Here is a 16,346-nt window from a genome sequence, read left to right on the forward strand (position 1 = left end):
AGGCACAGGAAGGCCCCGATCAGCCGATCGGGGCCTTCGTCGTGCCTGCCGGGGCCTGCCGGGCCTTGCCGTGCCTGCCGTGCCCTCCCGGGCCCGTGGGAGCGCTCCAGGGCCTCAGGCCGGGCCTGGGGCCCGCTCAGAGCTCCTGGTCCTTGAGGATGCCCGACTGGGCGATGAGGAAGCCGAGCTGGGCGCGGCTGCCGCTGCCCAGGGACGCCGCCAGTTTCGCGATGTGGGCGCGGCAGGTCCGTACGTTCATCCCCAGCCGGCGCGCGATGGCCTCGTCCACGTGCCCCTCGATGAGGAGCTGGGCGATGGAGCGCTGCACGCCGGAGATGCCGCCGGGGGTGTGCTGGTACGTCACTTCCGCCGTCAGGGGCACGGCGCGGTGCCACAGCTGCTCGAACACCTTGATGAGGTAGTCGACGAGGCCCGGGTGGCGCAGCTCCAGGGCCGTGCGCCGGTCGTCGCTCGTGGGGATGAAGGCCACCGTGCGGTCGAAGATCATGAGACGCTCTATGAGTTCTTCGAGGGTGCGGATCTCCACTCTCCCCGCGGAGATCCGGTCCACGTAGGCGAGCGTGCCCTGGCTGTGCCGCACCGTGTGCTGGTAGAGCGTACGGATGCGCACCCCGCGGTTGACCAGGGGTGCGGCGCGCTCCAGCGCCTCGGTGAGGACGGACGTGGACCGGGCTCCGCCGGGCTGGACGGTCAGCACCTCGGTGCGGCACTCGGCGGTGGCCTGGTCGAGGGCGGCGTGGATCTGGTCGAAGCCCTCCAGCACGGTGATGGCGTGGGTGTTCGCGGGAGTCTGGGCGCTGATGGTCAGAAACGGCTCGAATGCGTCGGTGAGGTCTATGGTGTCTCGGCGGCGGTCCTGAATCTCCCGTTCGAGCGGGTGGAGCCGCTGTGCGAGTGCGACGGACGGTGGAACCGCGCGCAGTTGGTTCGCGTCATCCGGGTCAGGTCGCAGAAGGGCGAATTCGAGCAGGCAGGGGGCGTTCTCGACCTCGCTGCGGGCCACCCGGCCGGTGCTCAGCGCTGCCGTGTAGAGCCGCGTTCCCTCACCGCACATGGACGTGATGGGGTGAGGATGTGTCGGCTTTGTGTTGTTTATGGGCAAATCTCCACCCCCCAGGGTCCTGAACATGCAAGAACATGATGCATCGTCCCTGTGGCAGTGACGTGCCCGAATGAGCCATCGTCTGACACGCGGGGGAGAAGATTTCCATCAAGTGAGGACGAAGCCGACCATGTACAAGAGAATGCTTCGCTCGGTACTTGCCATTGCGTTCTCCGCCGTTGCGGTCTTTGGGGCAGTCAGTGCCGTGGGCGGGGACGTGGGGGGTAACGACGCGCCCGCCGTGGCGACAGGAGAGCCGGATCTCGGCTGGGACGTGGTGCCCAGTGCGTCCACCAACGACCTTGGCTGGGACTGATGACCCCCGACGACCGCGGCTTTCGCCGTGAAATGGCATCGGCATACCGCTCCGGCTGGCAGTTCATAGACCTGGCCACCGCCATCCCCCACGTCGGCGATTCGTTGATGGTCACCCTGTTCGGCCAGCCGATCGTCGTGGTTCGCGAGGAGGACGAAGACGTCCGTGCCTACCGGTGCCTGCGCCGCCCCCGAGGCGCGCCGCAGCCCGTCCGCTGCGAGGTCAGGTACGGCATGGTCTTCGTCAATCTGGATCAGCGCGACCACCAGCTCTTCGAACCCGACATCACCACTGCCACCCCCCGCAGTGCCTGACGCGATTCCCCCGTCGTTGCAGATCGCTCAGGCGCTACCCCCACACAACGGCGCCATCGTGGACCTGACCACGATGGCGCCGTTGTGATGTCCGCGTCCAGTAGTTGAACCGGACAATATGCGGAGAGACGTGCCGGTGACGGGCGCGGGCGGCTACGCCCGCCCCATGGCCCGGTCCAGCGCGATCTCCATGACCACCCGGTCCGGGTTGGGCGAGGGTGTGCGCCCGTACCGCTCGGCGTAGCGGCGTACCGCCTCGGCGACCGAGGCCTCGTCCGTACGGATCACCGCGCGCCCCTCCAGGGTGGCCCAGCGGCGCCCCTCCATCTGGCAGACGGCGACCCGCGCGCCGCCCTGCGGCCCGCCCTGCGCGGCCAGGATGTTGCGGACCTTCTTGCTGTGCTTGTTGCTGATCACCCGCGCCAGGCCGGCCTGCGGGTCGTACGTCACGCCCACCGGCACCACGTGCGGTGTGCCGTCGGGGCGCGGGGTGGTCAGGGTGCAGACGTGCCGCTCCTGCCAGAAGGCGAGGTACTCGGGCGTCGGGTTGAGTACGTCATGGGACATGCGCCGAAGGGTACGTCGCCTCCCTTGAGTGGAATAGACTCAACTTTGTGCACGTTGTCCATGTCAGATCCATGGCCGATGCACACGCCTGATGCACGAGCCTGATGAACCCGTACGGAGAGGAGAAGTCGCACGTGGACGCCGAGCTGACCAACAAGAGCCGGGACGCGCTGAACGCGGCCACCAGCAGGGCCGTCAAGGACGGCCACGCGGACCTGAGCCCCGCGCACCTGCTCGTGGCCCTGCTCGCCGGCGAGGACAACGAGAACGTCACCGACCTCCTCGCCGCCACCGAGGCCGACCAGGCCGCCGTGCGCAACGGAGCGGAGCGGCTGCTGGCCGCCCTGCCCAGCGTCACCGGCTCCACGGTCGCGCCCCCGCAGCCCACCCGCGACCTGCTCGCCGTACTCGCCGAGGCCGATACGCAGGCCGGAAGGCTCGGCGACGAGTACCTCTCCACCGAACACCTCCTCATCGCCATCGCCGCCAAGGGCGGCGCGGCCGGTGAGGTCCTGACCGAACAGGGCGCGAGCGCGAAGAAGCTGCTGGCCGCCTTCGAGAACGCACGAGGAGGACGGCGGGTGACGACCCCCGATCCCGAGGGCCAGTACAAGGCCCTGGAGAAGTTCGGCACCGACTTCACGGCCGCCGCCCGCGAGGGCAAGCTGGACCCGGTCATCGGCCGCGACCAGGAGATCCGCCGGGTCGTCCAGGTCCTGTCCCGCCGTACGAAGAACAACCCGGTGCTCATCGGCGAGCCCGGCGTCGGCAAGACGGCCGTCGTCGAGGGCCTGGCCCAGCGCATCGTCAAGGGCGACGTCCCGGAGTCCCTGAAGAACAAGCGCCTCGTCTCCCTGGACCTCGGCGCCATGGTCGCCGGCGCCAAGTACCGCGGCGAGTTCGAGGAGCGCCTCAAGACCGTCCTCGCGGAGATCAAGTCGAGCGACGGCCAGATCATCACCTTCATCGACGAGCTCCACACGGTCGTCGGCGCGGGCGCCGGCGGGGACTCCTCCATGGACGCGGGCAACATGCTCAAGCCCATGCTGGCCCGAGGCGAGCTGCGCATGGTCGGCGCGACCACGCTGGACGAGTACCGCGAGCGGATCGAGAAGGACCCGGCGCTGGAGCGCCGCTTCCAGCAGGTGCTGGTCGCCGAGCCGTCCGTCGAGGACACCATCGCGATCCTGCGCGGCCTCAAGGGCCGCTACGAGGCCCACCACAAGGTCGTCATCAACGACAGCGCGCTGGTCGCGGCCGCGACCCTGTCCGACCGCTACATCACCTCCCGCTTCCTCCCCGACAAGGCCATCGACCTCGTCGACGAGGCCGCGTCCCGGCTGCGCATGGAGATCGACTCCTCCCCCCTGGAGATCGACGAGCTCCAGCGGTCCGTGGACCGGCTGCGGATGGAGGAACTGGCGCTGAAGAACGAGTCCGACCCGGCCTCCCTGGAGCGCCTGGAGAAGATCCGCAAGGACCTCGCGGACAAGGAGGAGGACCTGCGGGGCCTGACCGCCCGCTGGGAGAAGGAGAAGCAGTCCCTCAACCGCGTCGGAGAGCTCAAGGAGCGCCTGGACGACCTGCGCGGGCAGGCCGAGCGCGCCCAGCGCGACGGAGACTTCGACGCCGCCTCCAAGCTGCTCTACGGGGAGATCCCGGCCCTGGAGCACGAGCTGGCGGAGGCCACCGAGGCCGAGGCCGAGGTCTCCAAGGACACCATGGTCAAGGACGAGGTCGGCCCCGACGACATCGCCGACGTGGTGGGCGCGTGGACCGGCATCCCGGCCGGCCGCCTGCTGGAGGGCGAGACGCAGAAGCTGCTGCGCATGGAGGCCGAGCTGGGCCGGCGCCTGATCGGCCAGGGCGAGGCCGTACGGGCCGTCTCGGACGCCGTACGCCGCACCCGCGCGGGCATCGCGGACCCGGACCGGCCGACGGGCTCGTTCCTCTTCCTGGGCCCGACGGGCGTGGGCAAGACGGAGCTGGCCAAGGCCCTCGCGGACTTCCTCTTCGACGACGAGCGGGCCATGATCCGCATCGACATGTCGGAGTACGGCGAGAAGCACAGCGTCGCCCGCCTCGTCGGCGCCCCGCCCGGGTACGTCGGCTACGAGGAGGGCGGCCAGCTGACGGAGGCCGTGCGCCGGCGCCCGTACAGCGTGGTGCTCCTGGACGAGGTGGAGAAGGCCCACCCCGAGGTCTTCGACATCCTGCTCCAGGTCCTGGACGACGGCCGCCTCACGGACGGCCAGGGCCGGACGGTGGACTTCCGCAACACCATCCTGATCCTGACCTCCAACCTGGGCAGCCAGTTCCTGATGGACCCGGCCACCCCGGCGGAGCTGAAGAAGACCCAGGTCCTGGACGTGGTCCGGGCGAGCTTCAAGCCGGAGTTCCTCAACCGCCTGGACGACCTCGTGGTCTTCTCCGCCCTGAGCGGCGGGGAACTCGCGCACATCGCCGAGCTCCAGATCGGCCGGCTGGCCAAGCGCCTGGCCGACCGCCGCCTGATCCTGGACGTCACCCCCGGAGCGCTGGCCTGGCTGGCGGACAAGGGCAACGACCCGGCGTACGGCGCGCGCCCGCTGCGCCGCCTGATCCAGACGGCGATCGGCGACCGCCTGGCCAAGGAGATCCTCTCGGGCGAGGTCAAGGACGGCGACACCGTACGGGTCGACGTGGCGGACGGGGACCTGCTGGTCGGCAAGGCCGGCAAGGCCCCCTGAGCCGCCCGCCGGCCGTCCGGGACCTTTACCTGCTCCCTACGCCTGTCCGCCCGGAGCGGATAGCGCGTGCGGGGGTGGACACGGGGTAGGAGCGATGGGGGAGGATGACACCATCCGCACGAAGGGAAGTACACGGTGAGCATCGACCCGGCCTCGATTCCGAACTTCGGAGGGCAGCAGCCCGATCCGCAGGCCACAGGACCGGCGGGCCCCGTCGTCCCCGACCAGGACCTGGTCAAGCAGCTGCTGGAGCAGATGGAGCTCAAGTACGTCGTCGACGACGAGGGTGACCTCGCGGCGCCGTGGGAGGAGTTCCGCACGTACTTCATGTTCCGCGGCGAGGGCGAGCAGCAGGTCTTCTCCGTGCGGACCTTCTACGACCGTCCGCACAAGATCGACGAGAAGCCCCAGCTCCTCGAGTCGATCGACGACTGGAACCGCCGCACCCTGTGGCCGAAGGTCTACAGCCACACGCACGACGACGGCTCCGTCCGCCTGATCGGCGAGGCGCAGATGCTGATCGGCACCGGCGTCAGCCTGGAGCACTTCGTGTCCTCCACGGTCAGCTGGGTCCGCGCCTCCATCGAGTTCGACAAGTGGCTCGTGGAGCAGCTCGGCCTGGAGAAGGACGTCGACTCCGCCTCCGAGGACGAAGACAAGGGCGACGACGCGGGCGACGAGACCAACTAGTCCGCCCGCCTCACAAGGGCACACGGGCCACGAGGAGCAGGTACACCCCGTAGCCGCAGGAGAGCCCGGCCAGTACCCCGGTCACCACGACCGCGGTGCGCGGCCGGGCTCTCGCCATGACGGCGGCCACCGGCAGGAGCAGCGGGAACGCGGGCAGCAGGAAACGCGGCTTCGACTCGAAGAAGCCGGCCCCGCCGAAGGTGATCAGCAGCAGCACCCCGGTGTACGCGAGCAGCGGCAGCGGCGCCCGGTCCAGCACCAGCAGGGCCGCGAGCAGCCCGGCCAGCGCCAGGACGCCCACCGTCACGGCGGCGGCGAGCGGCACGTGCCCGCCGGTGAGCACCAGCTCGGCGGAGCGCAGGGCGCCCTCGCCGAAGTCGAAGCGCGAGCCCCAGCGCCGCTGCACCGTGAAGTACCCGCCGAGCGGATCGCCCAGCCGAACCCCGACGGCGAGCAGGTACGCCGCCCAGCCCGCCGGCGCCGCCAGCCCGGCCACCCACACCTCGGGCGCGCGGGAGCGGCGGCCGAGGACGGCGTGCAGGGCCATCGCGGACACGGCGGCCGCGACGGCGAGCCCGGTCGGCCGCGTCAGCCCGGCGAGCACGGCCAGAGCGGCGGCCCACAGCCAGCGGCCGCGCAGCAGGGCGTACAGGGCCCAGGCGGCGCACGCGGTCAGCAGCGCCTCGGTATAGGCGAGGGTCAGCACCACGCCGTGCGGCAGTGCCGCCCACAGGCCCACGAGCAGCACCCCGGCCCGCGCCCCGAGCAGGTGCTCCCCGACCCGGTACACCCCGACGGCGGCCAGGGCGGCGGCCGCCCAGGCGACGGCGAGCCCGGCGACGGCCAGGCCGCCGGGCAGCACCTGGGAGACGGCCCGCAGGAGCAGGGGGTACAGGGGGAAGAAGGCCAGGTCGCTCTGGACGGACCCGCCCGCGGGCCACATCTGGGTCCGGCCGTAGCCGTGCCCGGCGATCCAGACGTACCAGACCGAGTCCCAGGACCCGCCGAGCACCCGCAGCGGGCTGCGCCCGGCCCACCAGGCGGCGGCGCACAGGACCAGCAGCCCGGCCCCGCGGACGGCGGCGAACACCCCGAGCGCGATCACCGCCGCCGGCGTGGCCGCACGCGTCCGCACCGGCGGCCGCAGGGACACCGTCGTCGTCGCCATGTCTCCCGACTTTCCGCAGGTGTGTGAGCAGGTGGGTGAGTAGGCTCATCGGATGATGAGAGCGTCCGGAACTTTCAAGGTCGTCAGCTTCACTCAAGTACCGCTCGTCCCGGAACCCGCGGTGGACACGGGGCTTCCGGTCGGCGTCGCCACGATGGAGAAACACTACGAGGGCGACACCCTCAGGGGCCGTTCGGCCACGCTCTTCACGGCCGCCTTCGACCAGGACGCGGGCGTCGGCAGCTACGTCGCGATGGAGTCCTTCGAAGGCGCCCTCGCCGGCCGCGAGGGCGCCTTCAACTTCGTCCATTCGGCGGCCACGGACGGCGGCCCGGCCCGCGGCGCCGAGCACTTCGCGATCGTGCCGGGCAGCGGCACCGCAGCCCTGAAGGGCATCACGGGCGCCGGCGGCCTGCGCGTCGACGAGGACGGCACGCACCACATCTGGTTCGACTACGACCTCTGAACCGTTGCGGTCACATCACTGGAAGCCCGGGGTGCGGCTGGGCTCGCCGGCATCCGTCGTTCCCGTGCGGAACGGGCCCGGCTGAGCCGGGGCCGGGCCCTGTATCCACATGTCCACCGGACCGCGCTCAGCGAGCCAGCCGGCCGAGGCGGGGCAACGAAGAATCGCTGGCACTCAGACTGTAATCTGAGTACAGTCTGAGTATGAGCCTTGCTTACCTGGGAGCCGAACCCGAGTCGGTTTCGTTCACCGACCTGTCGAGAAACCCCAAGGCCGTAGCCGCCAGGGCTGCCGCCCTCGGTGCTTTGCGCGTCACCCATCGAGATTCACCCGACATGGTGCTGACGACTGCGATGCACGCGGAGCGCACGGAGGAGAACCTCACGACGGCCTCTCGGCTCTTCCTGGCACTCATGAAGCATGACGACGGAGCCCGGTCGCTTCTGCTGGCGCTGCCGGAGGTCTTCCCGTGGGTGCGGCACCTGGACGGCGAAGAGCTGCGCGCATTCACCGTAGAACTTCTGGAAGCCCTTTCCGATGCAGCAGAGCTGGGTGCCAGGGAATCTGTTCACCGGGCGCTTGTGTCCTGGAGGGCGACGGCTCGCATCAACGCCGATCCGGAGCAGCTCAAGGAAGCTCTGCGTCCGCTCGACGGGGATGACCTGGGTCCGGTCGAGGTGGGCGGGTGAGCCCCAAGAAGGGCGATCGTGTCAGCGTTCCACCGCTGAGCGGATGGAACGTCGTCTTCGGGACCACGGAGGCGGTGACGGGGTGGGAGGAACTGTGCCGCGCGGCGCTGCCCAGTGCCCACCGATGCCTGGAGGCGTTGCGCACCGACCCGCTGGCGCGTGGCAACTGGAATCGCCAGCATCAGCTCCGTGGGAAACTCGCCACGAAGGAATGGAAGGGATCCGCCCTCGAACAGTGGGAGTTCGAGGTTACGAGCGGCGGCCGAGTGCGCTACCTGGTCAGCTCCGATACATCGACCGTAGTTCTGGTCTACGCGTCTACTCGGCACCCCAAGGACACCGAGTAGGTCGTCGTTCCCGTGCGGAACGGGCCCGGCTGAGCCGGGGCCGGGCCCTGTATCCACATGTCCACCGGACCGCGCTCAGCGAGCCAGCCGGCCGAGGCGGTCCACCGCCTCCTGCAAAACCGCCGTTCGCTTGCAGAAGGCCCAGCGGACCTGGGTGGCGCCCGCCGCCTTGTCGTCGTAGAACACCTGGTTGGGGATCGCGACCACGCCGCAGCGCTCCGGCAGGGAGCGGCAGAAGGCGAGGCCGTCCTTTTCACCCAGGGGCGTGATGTCGGTGGTGATGAAGTACGTGCCCTGGGGGCGGAAGACCTCGAAGCCCGCCGCCGCCAGGCCGTCCGCCAGGATGTCGCGCTTCGCGGCCAGGTCGGCGCGGAAGCCCTCGTAGTACGAGTCGGGCAGGGCCAGGGCCTCTGCGATGGCGTACTGGAAGGGCCCCGAGGACACGTACGTCAGGAACTGCTTCGCCGAGCGGACCGCCGTGATCAGCTCCGGGGAGGCGGTCACCCAGCCGACCTTCCAACCCGTGAACGAGAACGTCTTGCCCGCCGAGGAGATGGTCACCGTACGCTCGCGCATGCCCGGGAGCCCGGCGAGCGGAGTGTGGGAGCCCTCGAACACCAGGTGCTCGTACACCTCGTCGGTGATGACCAGCAGGTCGCGCTCCACCGCCAGCTCGGCGACGGCCGCGAGCTCCTGCGGGGTCAGGACCGTGCCCGTCGGGTTGTGCGGAGTGTTCAGCAGGAGCAGCCGGGTGCGCGGGGTGACCGCGGCCCGCAGGGCGTCCACGTCGAGGCGGAAGTCCGGGGCGCGCAGGGTGAGGGGCACGCGAACCGCACCGGCCATCGCGATGCAGGCGGCGTACGAGTCGTAGAACGGCTCCAGCGCGATGACCTCGTCACCCGGTTCGAGGAGGGCCAGCAGGGCCGCCGCGATGGCTTCCGTCGCGCCCGCCGTGACCAGCACCTCGGTGTCCGGGTCGAAGGCGAGCCCGTAGAAGCGCTGCTGGTGGGCGGCGACGGCCGCGCGCAGCTCCGGCACGCCCGGGCCCGGCGGGTACTGGTTGCCCCGGCCGTCGCGGATCGCGCGCACCGCCGCCTCGGCGATCTCCGCGGGGCCGTCGGTGTCGGGGAAGCCCTGGCCGAGGTTGATCGACCCGGTGCGCGTCGCCAGCGCGGACATCTCCGCGAAGATCGTCGTGCCGAAGGCCGCCAGTCGGCGGTTCAGGAAGGGGCGGTTGCTGCTCACGGGTGCGCTCATGGGCGCCATCCTGGGGGCAACCTCTGGACTTGCTCAAGTGTGCTTTGGCCGGTGTGGCCAAGGGGCATCCCCCCTTCACGCGGGACGCGGGGATCCCGCCCCTCGGGAAGACCGAGGCGGAAGAGAGATGGGGGGCGAGGATCGTGGTCGGATTCGCCATTCTGAGTGGACTGGTCTTCATCGCCGTCGTCGTGTTCCTGGTGCGCAAGGCCGGCGGAGGGGGTGGTGGCCACGGAAGCTCCGGCTCGGGCAGCAGCAGCTGGTGGGCGGGGAGCGACGGCGGGTCGTCGTCCTCCTGCGGTTCCTCTTCGTCCTGTGGTTCCTCCTCGTCCTGCGGTGGGTCGTCCTCCTCCTGCGGTGGCGGGGGGTGCGGTTCCAGCTGACACGGGGCAGCGGGCACCGCGCAGGTCAGGGCGCCCGGCGGGCTAACTTCCGTCGGGCGTCCTGCTGTTCGCACTACGCCGCGCAGGTGGAACTTGTTGAACACGTGAACTGGGTAGCCCTCGGGGGGATGTAAACCACTTCAAGTTGGGTAAAAACGCTGTGAGTGCCGTGCCTTTCATGATTCCCTCGGTTGAGTAGACCAGTCCTCGGACCTCCCTGGACTTCCTGTGGACCCGTGCCGGTGTCCCCCCACCCGTTGACTACCGCTGGCGGGCCCCGGCCCATCTCCCTCGCGCGTTTGCGGAGCCGACTCATGCTCACGACCCTCCAGACCACTTACACCGACACGCGTGCCGCCGATCTGGCCTGGGCCCTCGGGAGGGAGCGGCTGCCCGCCCTGGCCGTACTGAACCTCGAACTGGTGGGCGCAAAAGTCGAGTTGCGCCTGCTCGGAGCCTCCCACCAGGTACTCCTGGAGGAGGGTGAGGTGCTCTGCTCGGAGACGGTCGCCTGTATGCCCGGGAGCAGCACACCGCTGCCGCTCGGCGTGGCCAAGCGGGTCGGCGACTGGGAGTACGAGTTCGCCGCCCGGGTCGAGAACCTCTCGCAGGGCTCGTTCGCCGGGCGGGCGCAGGAGTTGCTCGCCCTGGTCGCGGATCACCCGAACGGGCTGGCCGGGACCTTCCCGGGCAGTCCGCACGCCTTCACCGCCATGCTCGCGCAGCGCTACGAGGGGCAGGTGCGGTGGCGCACCTGGCACGCGTACCCGCAGGAGGGGCAGCTGGTGGCCACCCGTACGCGGGTCGGCGTACGGATGGGGGCCCCGGCCGCCGTGTCCCTGGAGTCCCCGGCCCTGCTGCCCTGACGACCGGCATGCGGGCGTTGCGATGTGATGCAAGGTGATTGCTCCAACTGGCCTATCCAATGCGCCAGTTGCACCCATGTGGGTGACTTGGCGTGAGAGGGTGGTGACGTACGGTTCGCTGCATGATCGACCGTTCCGCCCCGCGCGGGGTGCTCCCGGCTCCGCAGCCGCGGGGCGTGGCGTCCGTTCCGGCCGCCCTGCCCGTACGGCCCCGGACCGGCCGGCTGCTCGTCCTGGCCACCGTGTTCGTCTGCGCCGCCTGCGGCCTCGTGTACGAGCTGGAACTGCTCGCCCTCGGCTCCTACCTGATCGGCGACTCCGTCACCCAGGCGTCCGTCGTGCTGTCCGTCATGGTCTTCGCCATGGGCGTCGGATCCCTGCTCGCCAAACGCCTGCGCCACCGGCCCGCCCTCGGCTTCGGCGCCGTGGAGGCCGGACTCGCGCTGCTCGGAGGGCTCTCGGCCATGGCGCTGTACGCCAGCTTCGCCTGGCTGGGGGAGTCCCGGCCCGCGCTCGTCGCGTTCTCCTTCGCCATCGGCGTGCTCATCGGAGCGGAGATCCCGCTGCTGATGGTCCTGATCCAGCGCATCCGCAGACAGGACGCGGGCGGCGCCGTCGCCGACCTGTTCGCCGCCGACTACGTGGGCGCCCTCGTCGGCGGTCTCGCCTTCCCGTTCCTGCTGCTGCCGGTCCTCGGCCAGCTCACCGGCGCGGTGCTCACCGGCACCGTCAACGTCGTCGTCGGCGGCGGCCTGGTGCTGTGGCTGTTCCGCCGCGACCTCAGCCACCGCGCCCGCTGGCTGTTGATCACCGTGAACATCACCGTGCTGGCCGTCCTGGCCTCCGCCACCGCCCTCGCCGACGACTTCGAGCGGGTCGCCCGCCGCGCCGTCTACGGCGGGGAGGTCCGCGTCGCCGTCCAGACCGGCGTACAGGAACTCGTCCTCACCGGTCCCGCCACCGGCTCCCCGCGCTCCCTCGACCTCTTCCTCGACGGCCGCCTGCGGGTCAGCGGCTACGACGAGTACCGCTACCACGAAGCCCTCGTGCACCCCGCGATGACCGGCCCGCACTCCCGCGTCCTGGTCCTCGGCGGCGGCGACGGCCTCGCCGCCCGCGAGGTGCTGCGCTACCGCGACGTCACCTCCGTCACCGTCGTCGAACTCGACCCCGGGGTGGTCCGGCTCGCCCGCACCGATCCGATGCTCGCCGCGCTCAACGGACGGGTGTACGAGGACCCGCGCCTCGACGTCGTCACGCAGGACGCGTTCCGCTGGCTGCGCGGCCCGGCCGCGCGGGACCGCTTCGACGTCATCGTCTCCGACCTCCCCGACCCCGGCATCACCCCCAGCACCAAGCTGTACTCGCAGGAGTTCTACGGGCTCGCCGCGCGGGCCCTGCGCCCCGGCGGCCGCCTCGCGGTCCACGCGGGCCCCCTCGGCACCCGGCCGCGCACGTACTGGACCGTCGACGCCACCCTGCGCGCGGCGGGCCTGCTCACCGCCCCCTACAGCGCGGGCGGCCGCCTCTCGGGCTTCGCCGCCGGACCCGACCGGACCCAGGGCGCGGCCGACGCACCGCCGCAGGACTGGGGGTTCGTACTGGCCGCCCGCGAGCGGGTCCCGGAGCTGCGCGTGGACCGCGACACGCCGAGCCTGCGCTCGCTGTCCACGCAGTCCCTGCACGACGCCGCGCGGGACGCGGAGCGCGGCCGGCTGCCCGGCCTCCCGCCGTCCACGCTGCCGCACCCGCGCTATACGTAGGCGGGAGTCGGTCGTCTCGGTAGGCTCGACCGCATGGAGCATCAGGTGTTCGTTCCGGTACCGGCAGCCGACCTCCGCGCCGTGCTGCGCGATCCCGCCCGGGTGGCGCGCTGCGTGCCCGGGCTCCACCAGGACGCCGACACCGAGTCCGGGCCGGTGTCGGGCCGGCTGAAGGTGCGGGTCGGCGGGCACACCGTGACCTACCGGGTGGCGCTGGCCGTCACCGAGCGGGAGCCCGACCACTTCACCTTCGAGGGTGAGGCCACCGAGGTCAGGGGCAGCGGCACCGTCAAGCTCTCCCTCGCGCTGCGCCTGACACCGGCCGACGGCGGGACCCGCCTGGACCTCACCGTCGGGGGAGTGGCCGACGGGCGCGCCGCCGGCTTCGCCCCGGACGCCGCCGCCACCGCCGTACGCCGGCTCCTCGACCGGGCCGTCGCGCAGCTCGTGACGGTGGCCACCGCCCCGCAGGCGGAGCCCGTGACGGACGTGGTCGCCGAGGCCGAGGAGGCGGAGGCCGCGGACCTCGACGGCGATGACGGCGATGACGGCGACGAGGTCACCGAGGTCACCGCGTCCGTGTTCGACACCGAGGTGCCGCCCCCGTCCCTCGACCCCTTCCTGGAGAGCGGGTTCGGGGAACCGGGCGACCTGGACGACCTCGACGGCTCCGCGCGCCCCCCGGCCGAGGCCGCCCACGCGCGCCGCACGATGATCGGCCGCAGCGCCGAGGAGGTCGACCACGCGCCCCCGCGCGGCCGCTACGCCCCGGTGCCGGCCCCCGGCGCCACGGCCGCGACCGCGAACCTGCGCTGGCTCGCCCCGGCGGCCGCCCTCGCCGTGGCCTCGGCGGTGGTCCTGGGCCGGGCTCTGCGCCGCCGCCGCTGACCGCTTAGGGTCGGTCGCATGAGCACGCAACTGAGCGCCGGTGGCGCGGAGCTGACCATCGACCAGGACAACGGCTGCCGGATCAGCAGTCTGCGGATCGACGGGACGGAGCTGCTGCGCCAGGGGCCGAAGTACGGCTCCTTCCCGATGGTCCCCTGGTGCGGGCGCACCAGGAACGGGCAGTTCCAGGACGGTGCCACCCTGCACCAGCTGCCGGTCAACCACCCGCCGCACGCCCTCCACGGCTTCGGCCGCGACGCAGCCTGGCGCCGCGCCCGCGCCACCGCCACCGAGGCGGCCTTCACCTTCGAGCTCGGCGACCCGTGGCCGTACCGGGGCACCGTCACCCAGATCTTCGAACTCGGCGAGAACGCGCTGACCCTGACCATGGGCGTGGAGACGTACGAGGACTCCTTCCCGGCGCAGGCCGGCTGGCACCCCTGGTTCCACCGCAACCTCGGTCTCGGCGGCGAGGACGTACGCATCGACTTCGAGGCCGGCTGGCAGGAGGAGCGCGGCGACGACCACCTCCCCACCGGCAACCGCATCGACCCCAAGCCGGGACCCTGGGACGACTGTTTCGGCATGCCCGAAGGAGTCGACGTCACCCTCACCTGGCCGGGTGCGCTGGAGCTCAAGGTCACCAGCCGCAGCGAATGGGTGGTCGTCTACGACGAGGAGTCCGAGGCCGTCTGCGTCGAACCGCAGTCCGGCCCGCCGAACGGGCTGAACACCCTGCCGCGCCTGATCACCCCGGTGGACCCGCTGGAGATCTCCACGACGTGGACCTGGCGGCGGCTCGTCTAGGGCCCAATTAAGCTCGGGGCCATGACTGACGTACGCGATGCGCTTCTGCAGCAGATCAAGGACAAGGCCGTCGTGCACGGCAAGGTGATCCTCTCCTCCGGCATGGAGGCCGACTACTACATCGACCTCCGCCGGGTCACCCTGGACGGCGAGGCGGCCCCGCTGGTCGGCCAGGTCATGCTCGACCTCACCGCCGAGCTGGACTTCGACTGCGTCGGTGGCCTGACCCTGGGCGCCGACCCGGTCGCCACCTCGATGCTGCACGCGTCCGCCGCGCGCGGCGAGCGGCTGGACGCCTTCGTCGTCCGCAAGGCGCAGAAGGCCCACGGCATGCAGCGCCGCATCGAGGGCACCGACGTCAAGGGCAAGCGCTGCCTGGTCGTCGAGGACACCTCGACGACCGGCGGTTCCCCGCTGACCGCCGTCGAGGCGGTCCGCGAGGCCGGCGGCGAGGTCGTCGCCGTCGCGACGATCGTCGACCGCGGTGCGGCCGGCGCCATCGCCGCGGCGGGCCTGCCCTACCTCACCGGGTACGAGCTCGGGGACCTCGGCCTCGCCTGACCCCTGGCTCGGGGCCCCCTGGCTCGGGGCCTCCTCCTGGCTCGGGGCCTCACCCTGACTCGGGCCGGGACCAGGGACAACTGGTGACTTAGGTCCTCGAAAATCCCACGACAGGTCCTGACCTGCCCTTTTCTGGCGGGGCGGAGTGTTTCACGTGAAACACTCCGCTCGGTTCGGCCATGCCGGGCGACCGACGGGGTGGAGTGTCGCGCGGAGTCTGGAAAGATAGGCGCGACGGCGACATCGCCCCGGTCAGGGCCCGCAATAGCACACTCCCCGCACATCCAAGGAGCGGACAGATGCCCATCGCAACCCCCGAGGTCTACAACGAGATGCTCGACCGGGCGAAGGCAGGCAAGTTTGCCTACCCGGCGATCAACGTGACCTCGACCCAGACCCTGCACGCTGCACTGCGCGGCTTCGCGGAGGCCGAGAGCGACGGCATCATCCAGATCTCCACCGGTGGTGCGGAGTTCCTGGGTGGCCAGTACAACAAGGACATGGTCACGGGCGCGGTCGCCCTGGCCGAGTTCGCGCACGTCGTCGCCGCCAAGTACGACATCACCGTGGCGCTGCACACGGACCACTGCCCCAAGGACAAGCTGGACGGCTACGTCCGCCCGCTCCTGGAGGTCTCCGCCGAGCGCGTGGCCCGTGGTCTGAACCCGCTCTTCCAGTCGCACATGTGGGACGGCTCCGCCGAGACCCTGGCCGACAACCTGGCCATCGGCCAGGAGCTGCTCGCCAAGGCCGCCGCCGCGAAGATCATCCTTGAGGTCGAGATCACCCCGACCGGCGGCGAGGAGGACGGCGTCAGCCACGAGATCAACGACGAGCTGTACACCACCGTCGATGACGCCCTGCGTACCGCCGAGGCCCTGGGCCTGGGCGAGAAGGGCCGCTACCTGCTGGCCGCCTCCTTCGGCAACGTGCACGGCGTCTACAAGCCGGGCAACGTCGTCCTGCGCCCCGAGCTCCTCAAGGACCTCCAGGCCGGCGTCGGCGAGAAGTACGGCAAGCCCTCCCCGTTCGACTTCGTCTTCCACGGCGGCTCGGGCTCCACGGCCGAGGAGATCGCCACCGCGCTGGAGAACGGCGTCGTGAAGATGAACCTCGACACCGACACCCAGTACGCCTTCACCCGCCCGGTCGCGGACCACATGTTCCGCAACTACGACGGCGTCCTGAAGGTCGACGGCGAGGTGGGCACCAAGTCCACCTACGACCCGCGCACCTGGGGCAAGCTGGCCGAGGCCGGCATGGCCAAGCGCGTCACCGAGGCGTGCGCGAACCTGCGCTCCACCGGTACGAAGCTGAAGAAATCACCCGTCCGCACGGACGTACGGTGACGGGCCCGGTCCTCCTTCCAGGGGGCCGGGCCCGTTGCCGTGCGAGGAGAGAGAAGAGGCCCC

General features: G+C 71.0%; 16 protein-coding genes. 12 read left to right on the top strand and 4 right to left on the bottom strand.

Annotation, left to right across the window (positions count from 1 at the left end; genetic code table 11):
- Positions 1-136 precede the first annotated feature (136 nt).
- Positions 137-1,150, bottom strand: a complete 1,014-nt coding sequence (locus ACFWB8_RS23410; protein ID WP_385230277.1) for a helix-turn-helix transcriptional regulator — start codon at positions 1,148-1,150, stop codon at positions 137-139.
- Positions 1,151-1,438: 288 nt separating this feature from the next.
- Here ACFWB8_RS23410 and ACFWB8_RS23415 point away from each other — a divergent pair, with 288 nt between their 5' ends.
- Entirely contained in the window at positions 1,439-1,753 is a 315-nt protein-coding gene (locus ACFWB8_RS23415) for a (2Fe-2S)-binding protein (protein WP_385230280.1), read from the top strand.
- Positions 1,754-1,906: 153 nt separating this feature from the next.
- Here ACFWB8_RS23415 and ACFWB8_RS23420 read toward each other — a convergent pair whose 3' ends face one another.
- Entirely contained in the window at positions 1,907-2,320 is a 414-nt protein-coding gene (locus ACFWB8_RS23420) for a pyridoxamine 5'-phosphate oxidase family protein (protein ID WP_385230282.1), read from the bottom strand.
- 134 nt (positions 2,321-2,454) lie between these two features.
- Between ACFWB8_RS23420 and clpB the strand changes: the two genes are divergently transcribed.
- Complete coding sequence (gene clpB / locus ACFWB8_RS23425; protein WP_385230321.1) at positions 2,455-5,049, top strand: ATP-dependent chaperone ClpB; 2,595 nt, start codon at positions 2,455-2,457, stop codon at positions 5,047-5,049.
- A 135-nt stretch (positions 5,050-5,184) separates the two neighbouring features.
- Positions 5,185-5,739: a YbjN domain-containing protein gene (locus ACFWB8_RS23430; protein WP_385230285.1), complete on the top strand. Its 555-nt coding sequence runs from the start codon at positions 5,185-5,187 to the stop codon at positions 5,737-5,739.
- Between the two features lie 10 nt (positions 5,740-5,749).
- Here ACFWB8_RS23430 and ACFWB8_RS23435 read toward each other — a convergent pair whose 3' ends face one another.
- Positions 5,750-6,907, bottom strand: a complete 1,158-nt coding sequence (locus tag ACFWB8_RS23435; RefSeq protein WP_385230288.1) for a hypothetical protein — start codon at positions 6,905-6,907, stop codon at positions 5,750-5,752.
- 55 nt (positions 6,908-6,962) lie between these two features.
- Between ACFWB8_RS23435 and ACFWB8_RS23440 the strand changes: the two genes are divergently transcribed.
- From ACFWB8_RS23440 to ACFWB8_RS23450, 3 genes are all read left to right on the top strand, one after another.
- Positions 6,963-7,373 (top strand): DUF3224 domain-containing protein, encoded by a 411-nt coding sequence (locus tag ACFWB8_RS23440; protein ID WP_385230324.1) that lies wholly within the window; start codon positions 6,963-6,965, stop codon positions 7,371-7,373.
- A 203-nt stretch (positions 7,374-7,576) separates the two neighbouring features.
- Positions 7,577-8,062: a prevent-host-death family protein gene (locus tag ACFWB8_RS23445; protein ID WP_385230291.1), complete on the top strand. Its 486-nt coding sequence runs from the start codon at positions 7,577-7,579 to the stop codon at positions 8,060-8,062.
- A complete protein-coding gene (locus tag ACFWB8_RS23450; RefSeq protein ID WP_385230294.1) occupies positions 8,059-8,409 on the top strand; it encodes a hypothetical protein in 351 nt (116 codons plus the stop codon). Before ACFWB8_RS23445 ends, ACFWB8_RS23450 begins: the two co-directional genes overlap by 4 nt.
- Positions 8,410-8,484: 75 nt before the next feature.
- On the opposite strand, the gene ACFWB8_RS23455 is transcribed toward ACFWB8_RS23450, so the two are convergent.
- Positions 8,485-9,675: a pyridoxal phosphate-dependent aminotransferase gene (locus ACFWB8_RS23455; protein WP_385230297.1), complete on the bottom strand. Its 1,191-nt coding sequence runs from the start codon at positions 9,673-9,675 to the stop codon at positions 8,485-8,487.
- Positions 9,676-10,363: 688 nt separating this feature from the next.
- Here ACFWB8_RS23455 and ACFWB8_RS23460 point away from each other — a divergent pair.
- The 6 genes from ACFWB8_RS23460 (at position 10,364) to fbaA (ending at position 16,283) form a co-directional block, all read left to right on the top strand.
- Positions 10,364-10,915, top strand: a complete 552-nt coding sequence (locus ACFWB8_RS23460; protein WP_385230300.1) for a DUF2617 family protein — start codon at positions 10,364-10,366, stop codon at positions 10,913-10,915.
- A gap of 122 nt (positions 10,916-11,037) precedes the next feature.
- The gene (locus ACFWB8_RS23465; RefSeq protein ID WP_385230303.1) at positions 11,038-12,678 is read left to right on the top strand and encodes a polyamine aminopropyltransferase; all 1,641 of its coding nucleotides are present in this window, start codon (positions 11,038-11,040) and stop codon (positions 12,676-12,678) included.
- 33 nt (positions 12,679-12,711) lie between these two features.
- Entirely contained in the window at positions 12,712-13,566 is an 855-nt protein-coding gene (locus tag ACFWB8_RS23470) for an SRPBCC family protein (RefSeq protein ID WP_385230306.1), read from the top strand.
- 18 nt (positions 13,567-13,584) lie between these two features.
- Positions 13,585-14,373, top strand: a complete 789-nt coding sequence (locus ACFWB8_RS23475) for an aldose 1-epimerase (protein WP_385230309.1) — start codon at positions 13,585-13,587, stop codon at positions 14,371-14,373.
- A 21-nt stretch (positions 14,374-14,394) separates the two neighbouring features.
- Positions 14,395-14,934 (top strand): orotate phosphoribosyltransferase, encoded by a 540-nt coding sequence (gene pyrE, locus ACFWB8_RS23480; protein ID WP_385230312.1) that lies wholly within the window; start codon positions 14,395-14,397, stop codon positions 14,932-14,934.
- A 299-nt stretch (positions 14,935-15,233) separates the two neighbouring features.
- On the top strand, positions 15,234-16,283 hold the full coding sequence (fbaA, locus tag ACFWB8_RS23485) for a class II fructose-bisphosphate aldolase (RefSeq protein ID WP_385230315.1): 1,050 nt from the start codon (positions 15,234-15,236) through the stop codon (positions 16,281-16,283).
- Positions 16,284-16,346 lie beyond the last annotated feature (63 nt).

This window comes from Streptomyces sp. NPDC060031 (assembly GCF_042736805.1).
Lineage (GTDB): Bacteria > Actinomycetota > Actinomycetes > Streptomycetales > Streptomycetaceae > Streptomyces.